Annotated in this window: 11 protein-coding genes; 7 read left to right on the plus strand and 4 right to left on the minus strand. The window is 70.6% G+C overall.

Going from position 1 to position 15,949, the window contains the following annotated elements; genetic code table 11:
* Positions 1-65 precede the first annotated feature (65 nt).
* Positions 66-1,703, minus strand: coding sequence for an ATP-binding protein (locus HNR30_RS28205; protein WP_246379542.1), 1,638 nt, complete (start codon positions 1,701-1,703; stop codon positions 66-68).
* Between the two features lie 96 nt (positions 1,704-1,799).
* Here HNR30_RS28205 and HNR30_RS49480 point away from each other — a divergent pair, with 96 nt between their 5' ends.
* The 3 genes from HNR30_RS49480 to HNR30_RS28215 are packed head-to-tail and all read left to right on the plus strand — an operon-like array spanning position 1,800 to position 3,843.
* Entirely contained in the window at positions 1,800-1,922 is a 123-nt protein-coding gene (locus HNR30_RS49480; RefSeq protein WP_281389888.1) for a hypothetical protein, read from the plus strand.
* Between the two features lie 5 nt (positions 1,923-1,927).
* A complete protein-coding gene (locus tag HNR30_RS28210) occupies positions 1,928-2,473 on the plus strand; it encodes a CGNR zinc finger domain-containing protein (protein WP_181613107.1) in 546 nt (181 codons plus the stop codon).
* Between the two features lie 26 nt (positions 2,474-2,499).
* Entirely contained in the window at positions 2,500-3,843 is a 1,344-nt protein-coding gene (locus HNR30_RS28215; protein WP_181613108.1) for an MFS transporter, read from the plus strand.
* Here the strand turns inward: HNR30_RS28215 and HNR30_RS28220 are convergent.
* From HNR30_RS28220 to HNR30_RS28230, 3 genes are all read right to left on the minus strand, one after another.
* Positions 3,780-4,616: an ABC transporter permease gene (locus HNR30_RS28220; RefSeq protein WP_312894687.1), complete on the minus strand. Its 837-nt coding sequence runs from the start codon at positions 4,614-4,616 to the stop codon at positions 3,780-3,782. The genes HNR30_RS28215 and HNR30_RS28220 overlap by 64 nt on opposite strands.
* 64 nt (positions 4,617-4,680) lie before the next feature.
* Positions 4,681-7,206: an alpha/beta fold hydrolase gene (locus HNR30_RS28225; RefSeq protein WP_246379544.1), complete on the minus strand. Its 2,526-nt coding sequence runs from the start codon at positions 7,204-7,206 to the stop codon at positions 4,681-4,683.
* A 576-nt stretch (positions 7,207-7,782) separates the two neighbouring features.
* On the minus strand, positions 7,783-8,886 hold the full coding sequence (locus HNR30_RS28230; protein ID WP_181613109.1) for a serine hydrolase domain-containing protein: 1,104 nt from the start codon (positions 8,884-8,886) through the stop codon (positions 7,783-7,785).
* Between the two features lie 101 nt (positions 8,887-8,987).
* Between HNR30_RS28230 and HNR30_RS49485 the strand changes: the two genes are divergently transcribed.
* The 4 genes from HNR30_RS49485 (at position 8,988) to HNR30_RS28250 (ending at position 15,930) form a co-directional block, all read left to right on the plus strand.
* The gene (locus HNR30_RS49485) at positions 8,988-10,202 is read left to right on the plus strand and encodes an alpha/beta hydrolase fold domain-containing protein (RefSeq protein WP_181613110.1); all 1,215 of its coding nucleotides are present in this window, start codon (positions 8,988-8,990) and stop codon (positions 10,200-10,202) included.
* 217 nt (positions 10,203-10,419) lie between these two features.
* Positions 10,420-13,554 (plus strand): type 2 lanthipeptide synthetase LanM family protein, encoded by a 3,135-nt coding sequence (locus HNR30_RS28240; RefSeq protein WP_181613111.1) that lies wholly within the window; start codon positions 10,420-10,422, stop codon positions 13,552-13,554.
* Positions 13,554-15,749, plus strand: coding sequence for a peptidase domain-containing ABC transporter (locus HNR30_RS28245; protein ID WP_181613112.1), 2,196 nt, complete (start codon positions 13,554-13,556; stop codon positions 15,747-15,749). Before HNR30_RS28240 ends, HNR30_RS28245 begins: the two co-directional genes overlap by 1 nt.
* Entirely contained in the window at positions 15,742-15,930 is a 189-nt protein-coding gene (locus tag HNR30_RS28250; RefSeq protein WP_181613113.1) for a hypothetical protein, read from the plus strand. The genes HNR30_RS28245 and HNR30_RS28250 overlap by 8 nt, the downstream gene beginning before the upstream one ends.
* Positions 15,931-15,949: the final 19 nt, after the last annotated feature.

The following is a 15,949-nucleotide window of genomic DNA, read 5'->3' on the forward strand; positions in this document are numbered from 1 at the left end:
AACTCCGGCGGATAGTTGTTCGGCACAGTGAACTCCTTCTTCTGGGAACCAGGGTCCCTCAGAGATCAGGTGTCCATCAAACCGGGGCAAGACCAGGCGGGCAGCAGGCCGGGGTTGAGCTCCTTGTTGTCGGTGTTGAACTCGATCGCCACGCCCAGCAGCGCGCTGGCCTTCTGGAGGTCGCCCTGCAGCAGGGCCGCCGTGCCCTGCATCTTCGACGCCAGGATCACCGCCTTGGAGTCGCCCACCCGCACCGCCTCGGTGCTGCACTGCTCGGCCGCCTGCTGCGCTGCGGCACTGTCGCCCTGGGCGCTGCGCACGTACGACAGCACCCACAACGCCTTGCAGCGTTCCTTGCTCGGCACCGGGTTGGCGCTGAGCGCCCGCTCCAGGTAGGTGCGGCCCTCGCGGACGAACCCGCAGCAGACCCACATGAACCACAACGAGCTCAGCAGCTTCAGCGCCAGCAGGGTCTCGCCGGGCGTGCGCAGGGCGTGCTCCAGCGCGATGCGCACGTTGTCGTGCTCCTGGCGCATGCGCACGAACCAGTAGATCTGCCGCGGCCCCGACCAGGCGTCCTCGCTGCGCTCGGCCAGGCTCAGGTAGTACATCAGGTGCTGATGGCGCATGGTCTCGGTCTCGCCCAGCTTGTCGAGCCACTCCTCGCCGTACTCCGCCAGCGTGTCGATCAGCTTGTAGCGCACGCCCGCGTGATTGCTGCGGATCAGCAGGATCGACTTCTCGACCAGGCCGGTGACCAGATCGGTGATGTCCTCCGAGGCCAGGCGCTGGTCGGAGCAGACGAAACGCGCCGCGTCGAGCTCGAAGTCGCCGGCGAACACGCTCAACCGCGCCCACAGCAGCCGCTCCTCCGGAGCGCACAGCTCGTGACTCCAGCCGATGGCCGCGCGCAGGGTCTGGTGCCGTGGCAGTGCCGTACGGCTGGCGCCCGCGAGCAGGCTGAAGCGGTCGGCGAGCAGGGCGAGGATCTGGTCGACCGACAGGGCACGCAGGCGCACCGCGGCCAGCTCGATCGCGAGCGGGATGCCGTCGAGGCGGCGGCACAGCTCCGCCACCGAGCCGATGTTGGTCTCGTCGAGCACGAAGTCGGGCACCACGCCGCCCGCGCGGGCCGCGAACAGCTGCACCGACTCGTTGGTGAACAGGCTCTCGGCAGGGTCGTCGCCCGGCACCTGCAACGGCGGGATCGGGACCACGCGCTCGTAGGTCAGGTGCAGCGACTGGCGGCTGGTGGCCACGATGCGCAGGTTGGGGCTGGCCTCCAGCAGCTCCTCGACGAGCTCGGCGCAGCCCTGGATGAGGTGCTCGCACGTGTCGAGGATGAGGAGCATCTCGCGGTCGGCGACCCACTCCGACAGCGTCTCGCCGGCGGCACGGGACGACTGGTCGGCGATGCCGAGCGCCGAGGCGATGGTCTGCTTGACCATCCCGGCGTCCTGGAGCCGGGCCAGGTCGGCGAACCAGACGCCGTCGGCGTAGTGAGCGCGCATCTGATGGGCCAGCCGCAGCACCGTGCGCGACTTGCCGACTCCGCCGATGCCGGTGACGGTCACCAGGCGGGAATCGTTGAGATGCCGCTTCAACGTGGCGAGGAGGCGGGTGCGTCCCACGAAGCTCGTCAGCTCCGCGGGCAGATTGCCTTCTCTCCGCCAGCCGGACGGGGTGGCCATGGGCAGCCTCACGGGGGTAGGCGACACCTGCCAGGGCATCGTACCTCGCGGCGGATGTCCTCTTCTTGATCTCAGGTACGTATTTGTTCCACCGGATAGCATGAATGCGTGAGTGAACTTCTACCCGAGCAGACCTCGGACGACCGCGATCTCGGCTGGGGCGACTGGCGCTCCTCGCTCGACGACGCCGACGCCTTCTACCTGGAGAACAAGCCGCCGCACTGGGGCTGAACCCTGTGGACGTCACCCATCACCTGACGATCGCGCTCGACGCCGCCATCGCGCTGGCCAACACCTTCGGCACGGCCCACCGGCAGGGACGCGCGCCCGCCGCCGTCTCCCCGATGGAGGTCGACGCCGCGCTCCGCCTGGCCACCAGGCGCGTACCCGAGATCACCGCACAGGTCCTCGAGGCCTACCGCGACGGCGGGACGCGCCTCTACCTCGCCCTCGAACACGTGGCGGCCGGCGACGAGGACGCCGCGGCCGGTCACATCAACGAGCTGTTCGAGCGCACCCACGCCGCACCCCGGCTGGTGCGCCACGACGACGACCCCTGGCACCTGCACTTCGCCGTCCCGGGGCCCGCGGCGCTGCTGGCCGACATGGCCACCGCGGCGGGCATGCTGATCGGCAGCGCCGAGGCCGGACGGCTGCACGTGTGCGGCGCCGAACGGTGCGACAACCTCTTCCTCGACTCCACACGGAGCAGGACCAGGCGCTTCTGCTCCACGTCGTGCCAGAACCGGATGAAGGTGGCCGCCTTCCGCAGTCGCGCGTAACTGTCTTAAGGGCTAGAGTCGGTTACATGACTCGGCGCTTCCTCCTGCTCTGGCTCGGCAACACCGCGGGCACGTTCAGCATGGTCCTCTTCCCCGTGCTGCTGGCCATCGCCGTGCTCGACGCCGGCGCCGACGCCGCCGTCCTGGGGGCCGCCCTGGCCGCCAAGACGGCCGGGTTCCTGCTCGGCACGCCCGTCGGCGGCGTGCTGGCCGACCGGCGGGCCCCGGGGCGCACCCTCGGCGTCGCCGGGCTCATCGCCGCCGCGGGCACCGCCGGAGTGGCGTGGTTGCTGGAGGGCCAGCTGTGGGCGGTCGTCGCGGCCGCGCTCGTCGCCGGGGTCGGGCAGGGGCTCTACCGGCCCGCCTTCCAGGCCGCCGTGGCCGCCGCCGTCGCCGAGGAGGCGCGGCAGCGGGCCAACGCGTTGTCGTCGATGAGCGGGCGCATCGTCTCGATGGCCGCGCCGGGACTGGCCGCCACGATCAGCGTCGTGGCCGGGGCTCGGGCGGTGCTGGCGGTCTCGGGCGCGTTGTGGCTGCTCACCGCCCTCGGCAGCGGCCTCCTCCGCCGCACGGCCACTCAGCCCACCGCCACGCCCGCCATGACCGCCGCGCCAGCCGCCTCGTCGCGCGGCCGCGTCGCCTTCTTCCGCCGGGCCAGCGAGGAGGGCTCCGGCGCGGCCCGGCGTGAGCGGTCCGGCGCCCGGGGGGCCGCGTCCTTCTGGGAAGGCGTCCGGGAGGCGCGCAGGCACCGCTGGTTCTTCCCCGGCCTGGTCGCCCTCGCGATCCAGGCCGCCGCCGGGTTCTCCGCGACCCAGGTGCTCCTGCCCACGATCTCCCGATCCGGCTTCGGCGGCGACGCCCTGCTCGCCTCCGCCCTGACCGCCACCACCGTCGGCGCTCTGGCCGGAGCCCTGCTGATGATGCGATGGAAACCGCCGGCCCCCGGCTGGACCGCGCTGCTCGGCCTGTCCGCCTACGGCCTGGCCCCGCTCTCGCTCGTCCTGCCGCCCAGCGTCCCCACGGTGATCGCCGCCTACGCGGTGGCCGGATTCGGCTCCTCGCTGTTCAACATCACCTGGTTCACCGCCACCCAGCGCGAGGTGCCGCCGCACCTGCTGGCACGGGTGTCGGCGGTCGACTTCCTCGTGTCGTACGGCCTGGCGCCGCTGGGATTGCTGGCCGTCTCCCCGCTGACAGAGCTCGCCGGAGCGCCCGCCGTACTCCTCGGGTGCGGCCTGCTGTGCCTGCTGTCACCCCTGGCCGTCATGCTGGTGCCGACGACCAGGGGCTTCACGGGCCCGGCCCGCTACGACACCACGTCCTTGTGGCGGAACCGCCGGAAGGACAGCGCGATGAGCAGCGCCGCGTAGGTGATCGAGATCGCCACCCCCTTGGCCATGCCGCTGTAGTCGGGCTCGGGCGCGATCGCGTCCAGCCAGGCGTTGTTCCAGAACGTCGGGAGGAACTCCCTGATCACCCCCAGCGCCTCGACGGCCTGCAGGATCTGGCAGACGATCCACAACCCGACCGCGCCGCCCACCGCGCCCAGCGGCGAGTCGGTCATGGTCGACAGCAGGAACGCCAGCGCGCCCGTGACCAGCTGGCACACCAGCGCGTAGCCGATGACGATGGCGAAACGCGGCAGCGCGTCCATGGCCGGGATCGTCTCGCCCGTGCCGGGCACCTGGATGTCGTCCCAGCCGAACGCCAGTGTCCCGGCCAGCAGCGCCATCAACGGCATGCTGATCACCGCCGCCGCCGCGTAGCCCATCGCCACGATCAGCTTCTGCCGCAGCAGCCGGTCACGCGGCACCGGCGCGGCCAGCAGGTATCTGAGCGACGACCAGTTCGCCTCGCTGGCCACGGTGTCGCCGCAGAACAACGCCACCGCGACCACCAGCAGGAACACCGAAACCGACAGCGAGAAGGCGGCGAAGTTCAGCGCGCCCGCCGAGGCCAGGTCGGAGATGCGCAGCGCGTTGCCCGGGTTGTTCGACTGCGGGCCCACCTTGAACGCGATCACCAGGATCCACGGCAGGGCCAGCATCAGCCCGAACATGACCATCGTGCGGCGGCGCTTGAACTGCCGCACGATCTCCACCCGCAGCGGCAGCGTCTTGTTCGCCGCGTATGTGGTGCTCACACGCCCTCCTTCGTCGGGCGTGCGAGCATGCTCGCTGTGTTCATTGGTTCACTCGCAAGCTCGCTCACTTTTCCCCGATCAGGTCCAGGAACACGTCCTCCAGGCGAGGTCCGTGCCCGTTGGAGGTGGCCAGCAGGCGGGCCACCGGGCCCTCGCTGACCAGCTTGCCGCGGTGCATCACCACGACGTGGGAGCAGGTCTGCTCCACCTCGGCCAGCAGGTGACTGGAGACGATCACCGTGCGGCCGTCCTGCGCGTAGCGCTTGAGCACCTCGCGCATCTCCCTGATCTGGGGCGGGTCGAGCCCGTTCGTCGGCTCGTCGAGCACCAGCAGGTCCGGCAGGCCGAGCATCGCCTGGGCGATGGCCAGCCGCTGGCGCATGCCCTGCGAATACGTGCGCACCGCCCGGTTGATCGCGTTGCCGAGCCCGGCGATCTCCAGCGCCTCGTCGAAATGCGCCTCGCTCGCCGGACGGCCCGTCGCCGCCCAGTACAGGTCCAGGTTCTCCCGCCCCGACAGGTGCGGCAGGAAACCGGGACCCTCCACGAAGCTGCCCAGCCTCGACAGCACCGGCGCGCCGGGCGTGACCTCCTCGCCGAAGATCCTGATCGTGCCGCCGTCGGGGTGGATCAAGCCCATCATCATGCGCATCGTGGTCGTCTTGCCCGCGCCGTTCGGCCCCAGCAGGCCCAGCACCTGGCCCTGCTCCACGCGGAACGACAGGTCGTCGACGGCCTTGAAGCCGTTGCTGTAGGCCTTGGTCAGGCCGGTGATCTCCAGCGGCACGTCGCTGGCCGTACCCGCCCGGGCCCTGCGGGTCCGGCCGGTGGCCAGCACGGCCGCCGCCACCACGATGGCGGCCAGCGGCATCGCCCACACCCACCACGCCAGGCCGGGCGGCGGCTCCGACAGGCCCTTCACGCTCGGTACGGCAAGCGCCGGGTCCGCCAGCGCCACCCGGTAGGAGGCGGGCTCAGCCGGAGTGGAGAACCCCATGTCCGTGGTCGTCAGCGCCAGCCTCATCCGGTGCCCGGCCGGGAACAGGTAGTCCACGACCGGCAGGGTGATCGTCGCCTCGACGCTGTCGGCGCCCTCGGGGATCGTCACCTTGACCGGGGAGATCTGCCCGGACGGCAGGTTCGGGGGCTGCAGCGAGTCGGAGACGTCGTAGAGCTTGCCGAACAACGTCACCTCGCCCTTGCCGTACACCCTGATCTTCGCGCTCGCCCCGCCGGTCAGCTGCAACGGCCGGGTCAGCGGCGCCGACTCGAACACCGCGCTCTGGCCCGGCATGTCGAGCGACACGCTCAGGTTGCTCTGGCCGCCACCGCCGCTGCCGCCCCCGCCGAGCAGGCCGCCCACACCGGGCACGGTCGAGATCGACGGAGGTGTGCCGCCCGGCGGATTGACGATGTTCTGCTCGGGACCCCGCAACTCGACCGGCGTCGTCATCGTGCCGCTCAGGCCCGGGTACTGGGCCGTCTCCGGGTGCAGCCTGATCCGCTGGCGCGTGCCCGGGTCACGGCCGCCGTCACGCGTCACGCTGAACGCCGGGCCCTCGGGCTGAGGCTGCTGCTTCAGCCAGCGGTCCAGCCAGCCCAGCGTCTTCTCGTAGAGGTAGTCGACCTCGCCGTTGCCGCCGTCGTGACCGCCGTCGAACCACATCACCTGCACCGGACCCGCGACCGCGCGGGCGTTGCCGTCGGCCTGCGCCAGCGTGAACAGCGAGTCACGCTGGCCCTGGATGAGCAGCGTCGGCGCCTTGATCCGGCCCTGGACGCTCACCGGGCTCGACTTGCGCAGCAGCGCCACCGCCTCAGGCGTCGCCTTGCCCGTGCTCGCGATCTGCTGGTAGACGTCGCAGATCTCCGGCAGGAACCGGCCGCACCTGGCCTCCTCCGGGCTCAGCGGCTGCACCTGCCGGTTCAGCGCCTCCAGCCCGCCCTGCAGGCCGCTGCCCTGGGCGATGCCGCCCCTGCCGAAGAAGAAGCCCGCCCACGCCTTCTTGAACACCCCCGACTCCGGGCCCTGGCCGGTGCCGTTCGGGAACAGCGCGTCGGCCAGGTCGTACCAGGTGATCTGGGGGACGATCGCATCCACCCGGTCGTCGTAGGCGGCCGTCATCAGCGAAATCGCCCCGCCGTACGAACCGCCCGCCATGCCGACCCTCGGGTCGCCCTCCTTGTCGAGCAGCACCTCCGGCCGCTTCGCCAGCCAGTCGATGAGCTGCTTGACGTCCTTGACCTCGTAGTCGGGCGAGTTCAGGGCGATCTGGCCCGTCGACTTGCCGAAGCCCCTCGCGGACCAGGTCAGTACGGCGTAGCCCGCCTCGGCCAGTTGCCTGGCCTGGTTCCTCATGCTCTCCTTCGCCGAGCCGAAGCCATGGGCCAGCAGGACGGCGGGCGCCTTGCCTCCTTGCGCGGGAGGGAAGAAGGTGGTGTCCAGGTCGACCTTCTGGTCGTCGTTCGGGCCGTCGACGACGGTGATCCGTTGCTCCTGGCCCTGGACGCCCGGTCCAGACGGCCACACCAGCCACACCGTGACACCGAGCACGGCAAGTGCCACGACCAGCGCGGCCATGCGTTTCATGCGGAGACTCTATGAGGAGTTGCTGAGAAAACCCTGAGACGGGGATCTTGGTGCCCTTCCCGCCTTCCCGCCCCCCGCCCGCCCACCCGCCCGCCCCCGGTCCTCACTTCGGCCGGGGGCCTCTGGCAGTACCCGTCCGTTGTGGGGGGTGTGACAGGGTGTCTCGCGGCGAGTGCACCCTTCCTCCCGGACCCTGGAGGTCACATGGCTGTCGACGACGTCCGATGGTTCGGAGGGACGACCACTGGCCCTACCGGATCAACGAATTTTGGTATCACGTTCGTCCGCGGAAGGCCAGCCGCAGAGGTCGCGGCCCTCGCTTGCGAAGTCGGCAAGGGCCACATGGAGGCGGAGAATGCGGGACAGCAGTGCATTGCCACGATCATCGACTGTGGCGGCCAGGGCGCGATCATGCTCGAATTGGGTGGTCCAGCCCCGGATAGAGCAAGAATCTGGTGGAGGCTCTCTCTCAAGGGATCCGGATCGCGCAAGGTCCTCTTCAGGCCCGCCAATCGTGTCGTTCACCGCGGTACATGACACCGATTCAGCCGCTCCCCAGCTTCCCGGCACGCTCGTTCAGCTCCGCTGAGTGGTCTCCAGCACCACCCGCAGTACCGCGCCCGCGCTGTCGAAGTCGGGCCGCAGCCGGTTCTTGGTGATCGCGAACGCCACCCCGCTGCCCGTGTCCCCGCACGCGTAGCTCCCGCCGACCCCGCCCACCCCGAACAGGTTCGGCGATGGGAAGCCCGGCAGGCCCACCGAGAACCCGAGCCCCCACGTGGTCGGGAAGCCGAACACCTCGTCCACTCCCGTCGCCGAGGTCTCGGAGGCCAGGCGCAGGGCTTCGGGTGACAGCAGGCGCACGCCGTCGACCTCGCCGAGCAGGGCCGCGTAGAGCCTGGCCGCGGCGCGGGCGGTGGCCTTGCCGCCCGCCGGGATGTCGGCGGACAGGATGTCGGCCCGGCGGTCCCACTCGGCGGTGGGGAACAGCGCCGCCGGTGCGGCCCTGAACATCGGCAGGTCGGGCGGCAGCATCGTCATCTGCTCGGTGGTCCCCGGCAGGTCCTCGAGGCGGGCGAGGCGGTGGTGCTCGGAGGCGGGCATGCCGAAGTACAGTTCGTCGGCCACGCCCAGGGGCTCGGCCACCTCCTCCCGCAGGACCTGGGAGAGGCGTTTGCCGGTGGCGAGGCGGACGACTTCGCCGAGGATGTAGCCGAAGGTGATCGCGTGGTAGCCGATCTTGGTGCCGGGCTCCCACCACGGGCGCGAATCGGCGACGGCCGCGCACATCTTGTCCCAGTCGCACAGGTCCGCCAGCGTCGTGTCCTGTGGCACGCCCGGCACGCCGGCCGTGTGGTCGAGCACGTGCCGTACGGTGACCCGCTCCTTGCCGTGCGCGCCGAACTCGGGCCACAGCTCGGCGATGGGCGTGTCGTAGCCGAACAGCCCGCGCTCGACGAGCATGTGGACGATCGTGCTGGTGGCGGCCTTGACGACGGAGAAGCAGTAGAAGGGCGTCTCCGGGGTGACCGTACGGCCGGCGGCGGGGTCGGCCAGGCCCGCGACGGCGTCGGCGATCTGCTCGCCGTGGCGGTAGACCGACACCTGCAGCCCCTGCTCGTCGCCGGATTCGACGAGCCGGTCGATGGTCTCCTGCACGAGTTTCTGTACATCGCTCATGCGTTCACCGTGGCACGCGGTGCGCGCGCGGGGGAAAGGCCGAGTGGGCATCGCGGTCATGCGGCCGCCGCATGACGGCCTGCCGGTGCGACAATCGCGGTATGGATGGCAGGCTTTTGGCCTTGCCGCAGGCCCCCGACACGATCGAGCTGCGGCATCTGCGCTCGTTCGTCGCCGTCGCCGACGAGCTGAACTTCGGCCGGGCCGCCACCCGGCTCCACCTCTCGCAGCCCGCGTTGAGCAGGCAGATCCAGGCGCTGGAGCGGCTCGTCGGGTGCGATCTGCTGCGCCGTTCCACGCATCGGGTGGAGCTCACCGCGGCGGGCGGGGCCTTGCTCGATCGGGCGCGCAGGCTGCTGGCCGACCTCGACGAGGCCATCGTGGCGACCCGTTCGGCGTCGGGCGAGCTGGCCGGACGGGCTTACCGTTACTGGCATGCGCTGGCCTCCCGCGACGCGGGGCCGGAGCTGGAGGAGCTGCGGCGGGTGTGCGAGACGATGCACGCCGAGTTCGCTCCGCCGGAGACGACTGTGCGGCCCGTGAACGCGGGCGGCGTCTCCTGCTTCCAGGTCGGCACGGGCCACGAGCCCGCGACGGTCCTCTACCTGCACGGCGGCGCCTACGTCATGGGTTCCGCGTACGGCTACCGCCATGTGGCGGGGGCTCTCGCCGTGGCCTCAGGAGCCGCCACTCTGGTGCCCGAATACCGGCTGGCGCCCGAGCACCCGTTCCCCGCTGCCCTGGAGGACGTGACGCGGGCCTACCAGTGGATGCTGGAGCAGGCGGGCGATCCTGGGCGGCTGGTGGTCGCGGGCGACTCCTCCGGGGCGGGCCTGGCCTTGTCGCTGCTGCTCAGCCTCAAGCGGCAGGGCGCGCCGATGCCGGGCGGCGTCGTGCTGTTCTGCCCGGGTGTGGACATGTGCCGCGACAGCCTGGCCCAGTCCGACAGCGCGATCTCGCTCGACCTGCTCAGGCGCTTCGTCTCGGCCTATCTGGCCGAGCACCCGCCGGAGGACCCGGTCGTGAGCCCGCTGTCGGCCGACCTGTCGGGCCTGCCGCCGATGCTCATCCAGGGCGGGACCGACGACCCGTTCGTCGACGACGCCGAGCGCCTGGCCGGTCATGCCCGCGGCCACGGGGTGGAGGTGCGGCTGGAGCTCTATCCGGTGGCGACCCACTCGTTCCAGATCTTCTGGTCGTTCCTGCCCGAGGCGGCGGAGGCGATCGCGTCGGCGGGCGAGTTCGTCCGGGAAGCGGGTCGGGGTTCGAAGGACGGGCACGGCCGGCCGCATCCCGGCATAAAAAAATCAAATTGATACAAGCTCACCTGTAATTTTGATCCACATTACCTCCCGTATTTGTCGGATCACCTTTCTTCTTCGTCGGAAATATTGCCGTAAGACTGCTTTGAACTGCGAAAACGTGGTTTATCAAGTCATTTACAAGTGATCGACAAGGGCGCCTGGAAAATCTCTCCTCATAAGTCCGTTGCCCCAGCAGAAGGCGGCGGAGAGCACGATGAGGGGGCGTCTGTTGAAACGTGGCCAAGCGCGGGCGGAGCTGCCCGGGGCCTGGTGGACCTCGGGCACGAGCCTGGCCGAGCGCATCGCGCGGCCCGAGGACTGCGCGACGTCCGAGAGCGAGAGCGCCATCACCCGCTGGCGGCTCGACCAGTGGCAGGAACGGCACGAGCTGCGCCAGAGCGGCCAATTCGAAAGGCGGCTGGCCGCGACCGGGCTCACCCTCGATCGCCTGCGTGACCTGCTGGAGGAGGAGCCCGACGCCCTGGAGTCGAGGCTGGCCCGGCCGACGTGGGCCGACCAGGTCGCCGTCGCGCTCGCGGACGCCGACCGGTCCGATGACATCGAGGGTCTCGCTGTCACTCTGACGCCGTTCGCGAGGCCGGCGCTGCGTCGTATCCGTGACGAGCTCGCCGGGCTCACGCCGGGCTGCGACGTCGACGCGCTGCTGGCGTGCTGGTCGGAGCGGCTGCACGGCGCGCTGCGCGATCTCGCCGCCCGCACGCTCGTCCTGGAACTCAACGTGCTGCGCGTCAGTGGCCGGCTGCTCGGCGACACGCCGCAGGAACGCTACGCCGACTTCGTCCGCCGGTTTCGGCGGCCGGAGGCGCTCGCCGCCCTGTGCGGCGAGTACACCGTGCTCGCCCGGTTGCTTGTCCAGGAGTCCGAGCAGTTCGCGACCGGACAGGTCGAGATGGTGCGCAGGTTCGCGGCCGATCGGGACTCCATCGTCGAGAGCCTTCTCGCCGGCGTGGACCCGGGCCCGCTGGCGGCCGTGAGCTTGGGGGGCGACAACCATCAGGGCGGCAGATCGGTCGCCGTCCTGACCTTCGCCAACGGCGCCAAGATCGTCTACAAGCCTCGTCCGCTCGGGGTGCATCGGTGCTTCAACGATGTTCTGGGCTGGCTCAACGAGCGGGTTCCTGAGCTCGGCTTGATCAGGCTCGGCGTGATCAGCCGCGACGGCTACGGCTGGGTCGAGTTCGCCGAGCACCTGCCGTGCGCCGCCGCGGGGGATGTGGACCAGTACTATCACCGGCTCGGCGCGCTGCTGGCCGTGCTCTATGCCCTCGACGGGGCCGACTTCCACTGCGAGAACCTGATCGCGTGCGCCGACCAACCGGTCCTCGTCGACCTCGAGGCGCTCTTCCACCCGGCGTTCGAGCCGTCCCTGCCGGAGTACCGAGGCGATCCCGCACTGGCCGCGGCGGAGTCGTCGGTGGGGCGCAGCGCGCTGCTGCCCGTGCTCATGGTCGGCGACGGCGGTGTGATCGACATGTCAGGACTCGGCGGGGACAAGGACGTCATGGTCCCGATGAAGGCGGCCACCTATGCGGACGCGGGCACCGACATCATGCGACTGGTGCGCGAGCACCCGGTCTTCACAGGCAGGGAGAACCGCCCGCACGTGGCGGGCGACGACGTGGTGCCCGAGCCCGCCGACCATCTGCCCGCGTTGCTGGCGGGGTTCGCACGCGCCTACGACGTCATCGCCGCGCATCCTGAAGAGCTGGTCACCTTGATGCGCACGTTCGCGGACGAAGAGGTGAGGGTCGTGATGCGCGCGACCCAGACCTACGTGACGCTGCTCAGCGAGTCCACCCATCCCGACCACCTGAGGCACGGGCTCGACCGCGATCGTGTTCTGGACTACCTGTGGGCGCTGTCACGTGACGACGAGACTCTGGAGCGCCTGATCGAGCACGAGATGGGCGACCTGTGGCGCAACGACGTGCCGATCTTCATGACCCGGCCGGGCAGCCGCGACGTCTGGTCCGCTGACGGCTCCCGCCTGGCGGGTCTGCTGGCCGAACCTCCGCTAGAGCGCGCCATCCGTAAGGTCCGCGCGATGGGGGAGCAGGACAGGGTGCGCCAGGAGTGGTTCATCAGGGCCTCGATGATCAGCCGCGACCTGTCGGGCATGAGCGCCTTCATCGGCACCGCCTCCCTCCACGACGAACCGGCCACCCCGGCCACGCCCGAGGAACTCACCAGCGCCGCGGTCATGGTCGCCGACCTCGTCGCCGAGCAGGCCTGGCTCGGACCCGGGCGGGCCAACTGGCTCGGTCTGGAGATGCTCGACGACAAGTATTGGGCCCCTCGCCCACTGGGCTGGGAGTTGTACGGAGGCTACGTCGGGGTGGCGCTCTTCCTGGCCAGGATCGCCGTCACCACCGGTGAGCAACGCTACGCCGACCTCGCCCGCAGCGCCGTCGCGCCGATGCGGCACGTCGTGGGCAAGGCAGCCGACCTGCCCCTCATGGGGGCCTACAGCGGCCTGGCGGGATCGGTGTACGGCATGGTGCATCTCGCGGCGCTGCTGGACGACCCGGAGCTGGCCGCCTCGGCCGAACTCGTGGCAGAACTGTGTGCGACGGCGGCCGAGACCGACTCCATGCTCGACCTGATCGGTGGAAGCGCCGGAACCCTGGCCGCGATGCTCGCGGTACACGAGACGACTCGACTCGCCGCCGCCTGGAAGGCGGCGCAGGCCTGCGCCGAACGCCTCGTTTCAACGGCGAGTGCCATGCCGGAAGGGTTCGCCTGGCGTACGGAGATGCCTTCCGCGCAGCCGCTGGCCGGCTTCTCGCACGGGGCCGCGGGCATTGGTTGGGCGCTGCTGCGCTACGCGGACGCCGCGGGCGACGAGAGCTGCCGGCGGGTCGCCCTCGGCGCGTTCGCCTACGAACACGGTCTGTACTCGGCAGAGCAGCGCAACTGGCCCGACTTCCGCGACGGCGCGGGCGGGGAGCGTGCCTTGCACGCCTGGTGTCACGGCGCGCCCGGCGTGGGCCTGTCCAGGCTGGCGCTCGGCTCCGACCCCGACCTCACCAGAGCGGTGGCCGCCGAGCTCGCTCACGGGCCGATGACCAACCACAGTCTGTGCCACGGCGAGCTCGGCAACCTCGAACTGCTGCTCCATCTGCGGGAGCGGCCCGAGGTCGCCCAGGCACTGACCGCGCGCGGCGCCGGACTGCTGCGCGACCTGCGCACGCACGGTCCCCGCTGCGGCACGCCCGGCGACACCGGCACTCCGGGGCTGATGAACGGCCTGGCCGGGATCGGCTACGGTCTCCTGCGTCTGGCCGCGCCCGGCGAGGTGCCCTCCGTGCTGTTGCTCGAAGCGCCTGCGGCTCGGGTGAGCTGATGGCACGCGTACCACTGCGCCACCAGCTCACCACCACCGAGTGCGCCGCGGCGTGCCTGGCCATGATCGCCAGCTTCCACGGGCGGGACACCCGAGTCGCCGAGTGCCGTGAGCTCCTCGGCATCGGGCGCGACGGTGTGTCGACCGCCCACCTCGCGGCTGCCGGACCCAAGCTGGGGCTGCACGTGCGCACGGAAAGGGCGGAGGTTCCGCGCACGGTCGAGGAGCCGGTCATCGCCTTCCTCACCGAGCAGCACTTCGTCGTGGTCGAACGGGCCGACGCCAGGCGGGTGCGGATCGCCGACCCAGGCTCGGGGCGAGCGTGGTTGAGCCGTGAGGACTTCGAGCGGCGCTACAGCGGTGTCGTCGTCAGGGTCACGCCGCAGGCCGGTTTCGTCCGGCGGCGCACGCCCGTCCGCGATCGGCTGATGATCCGCTACCTGCGTGACTTCATCGCGATGCCGGGCAGCGGGCCCCTGCTCGGCGCGGTCGTCGCCTGCGCTGTGGTGCTGAAAATGCTGGCCCTCGTGCTGCCTCTCGCCACCCAGCAGGTGGTCGACAGCTTCGCGCCCGGTCAACGGGCCGACGTCCTGCCCGCCTTCATCGCCGTCGTGGCGGGTACCACGCTGATCGCCGGGCTCATGACGCTGCTGCGCGAACTCGCCGTGCTCACCTTGAGCGTCCGGGCCGAGCGGGTGCTGGGCAGACAACTCATCAGGCACATGTTGCGCCTGCCGTTGTCGTTCTACATCCAGCGCAGGCGCGGCGACCTGCTGGCCAGGCTCGGGAGCGTCTCGACCACCAGGGAGAGCGTCAGCCAGCGCCTGCTCACCACGGTGCTGGACCTGGCACTCCTGACCGGCTACCTGATCGGGCTGGCGCTGCTGGCTCCCGGGTATCTGCCCGTCGTCCTGGCGCTCGCCGTCACGCAGATGGTCATGGTGGTCCGGGTCTCTCCCCGGGTGGGCGCGGTCTATCAGCGAGAACTGACGACCAAGGCCGAGGAGCAGAGCTACCTCACCGAGACCCTGGAGGCCATCGTCCCGGTCAAGGCCAACGGCGCCGAACCGAGGGCCGAGCACCACTGGAGCGGTCTGCTGGAGCGCTACTGCGGTGCGTTGATCGCGCGCAGCCGCATCACGGCCGTCCTCGACGCCGTCAACCAGGCGCTGGCGACGCTCACGCCGCTGCTCCTGCTGCTGTTCGGCCTGGTGTTCGTCCTGTCGGGACAGATGACGCTCGGCACGGCGCTCGCGGCCAACGCCGTCGCGCTGGCCGTGCTGATCCCCATCCAGACGCTCGCCGGGACCGGCCAGAGCTATCCCATGCTGCGCAGCCAGATCGAACGCGTCTACGACATCGTCGACGCCGAGGAGGAGCCGACCGGCGCCCGGCGCCTGCCGGAAGGCGCCGCGAGCCGGGTCGATGTCGAGGGCCTCACCTTCCACTACCAGACCGACGCGCCGCCCGTTCTGCATGAGGTGTCCTTCTCCGTGCCCGCCGGATCGAAGCTGGGCATCGTCGGGCGCACCGGGTCGGGCAAGTCCACCATCGCCCTGCTGGTACTCGGCCTGCTGCGGCCCTCGGGCGGCGTCGTGCGCTTCGACGGCCACCCTCTCGACGACCTCGACATCCACCACCTGCGTTCGCGCTGCGGCGCCGTCCTGCAGGACCTTAACCTCTTCAACGGATCCATCAGAGACAACCTGACACTCGGCCGCCCCGACGCCTCGGACGGCGACCTCGTGTGGTCCGCCCGCATCGCCGGGCTGCACGATGACGTTCTCGCCATGCCGATGGGCTACGGCACGCTCGTCGGTGAGGCCGGCGCGGCGTTGTCGGCCGGGCAGCGCCAGCGGGTCGCGCTGGCCAGGGCCCTGATCCACCGTCCTCGTCTGCTCATCCTCGACGAGGCGACCAGCCACCTCGACCCCGACACCGAACGCCGCGTCGACGCGGAACTGTCGAGGCTCGAGGTCACGCGGATCGTGGTCTCCCACCGCCTGAGCGCGATCCGCGACGCCCACCAGATCCTCGTCCTGGACCAGGGCCGCGTGTGCGCCCTCGGCCGTCACGAGGAGCTCGTCACGCAGGGAGGTGTCTACACCAGGCTGTTCGCCCCTCATCCGAATCATCCCTTCCAGGGCACGGCCAACCGGCCCGCCCCCATCGGCCAAGGAGCCCCGCATGTCTGACAACGAGCTGGTCCACCAGTGGAAGACCCCGCACCTGCGCGACATCTCGGCAGCGCACCCCTCGGGGGAGGTCGTCCTCGACGACCTCGTCGGCGGTAGGCCGGCGCGAACCGAGTACTACCTGTCCATCGGTTGCTGCCCGACCTACACCAAGTCGCAGAACTGCGGCGTCACCATCTAGCCGTCACCGACACCCAGCG

The organism is Nonomuraea soli (assembly GCF_013761175.1).
Taxonomy (GTDB): Bacteria; Actinomycetota; Actinomycetes; order Streptosporangiales; family Streptosporangiaceae; genus Nonomuraea; species Nonomuraea soli.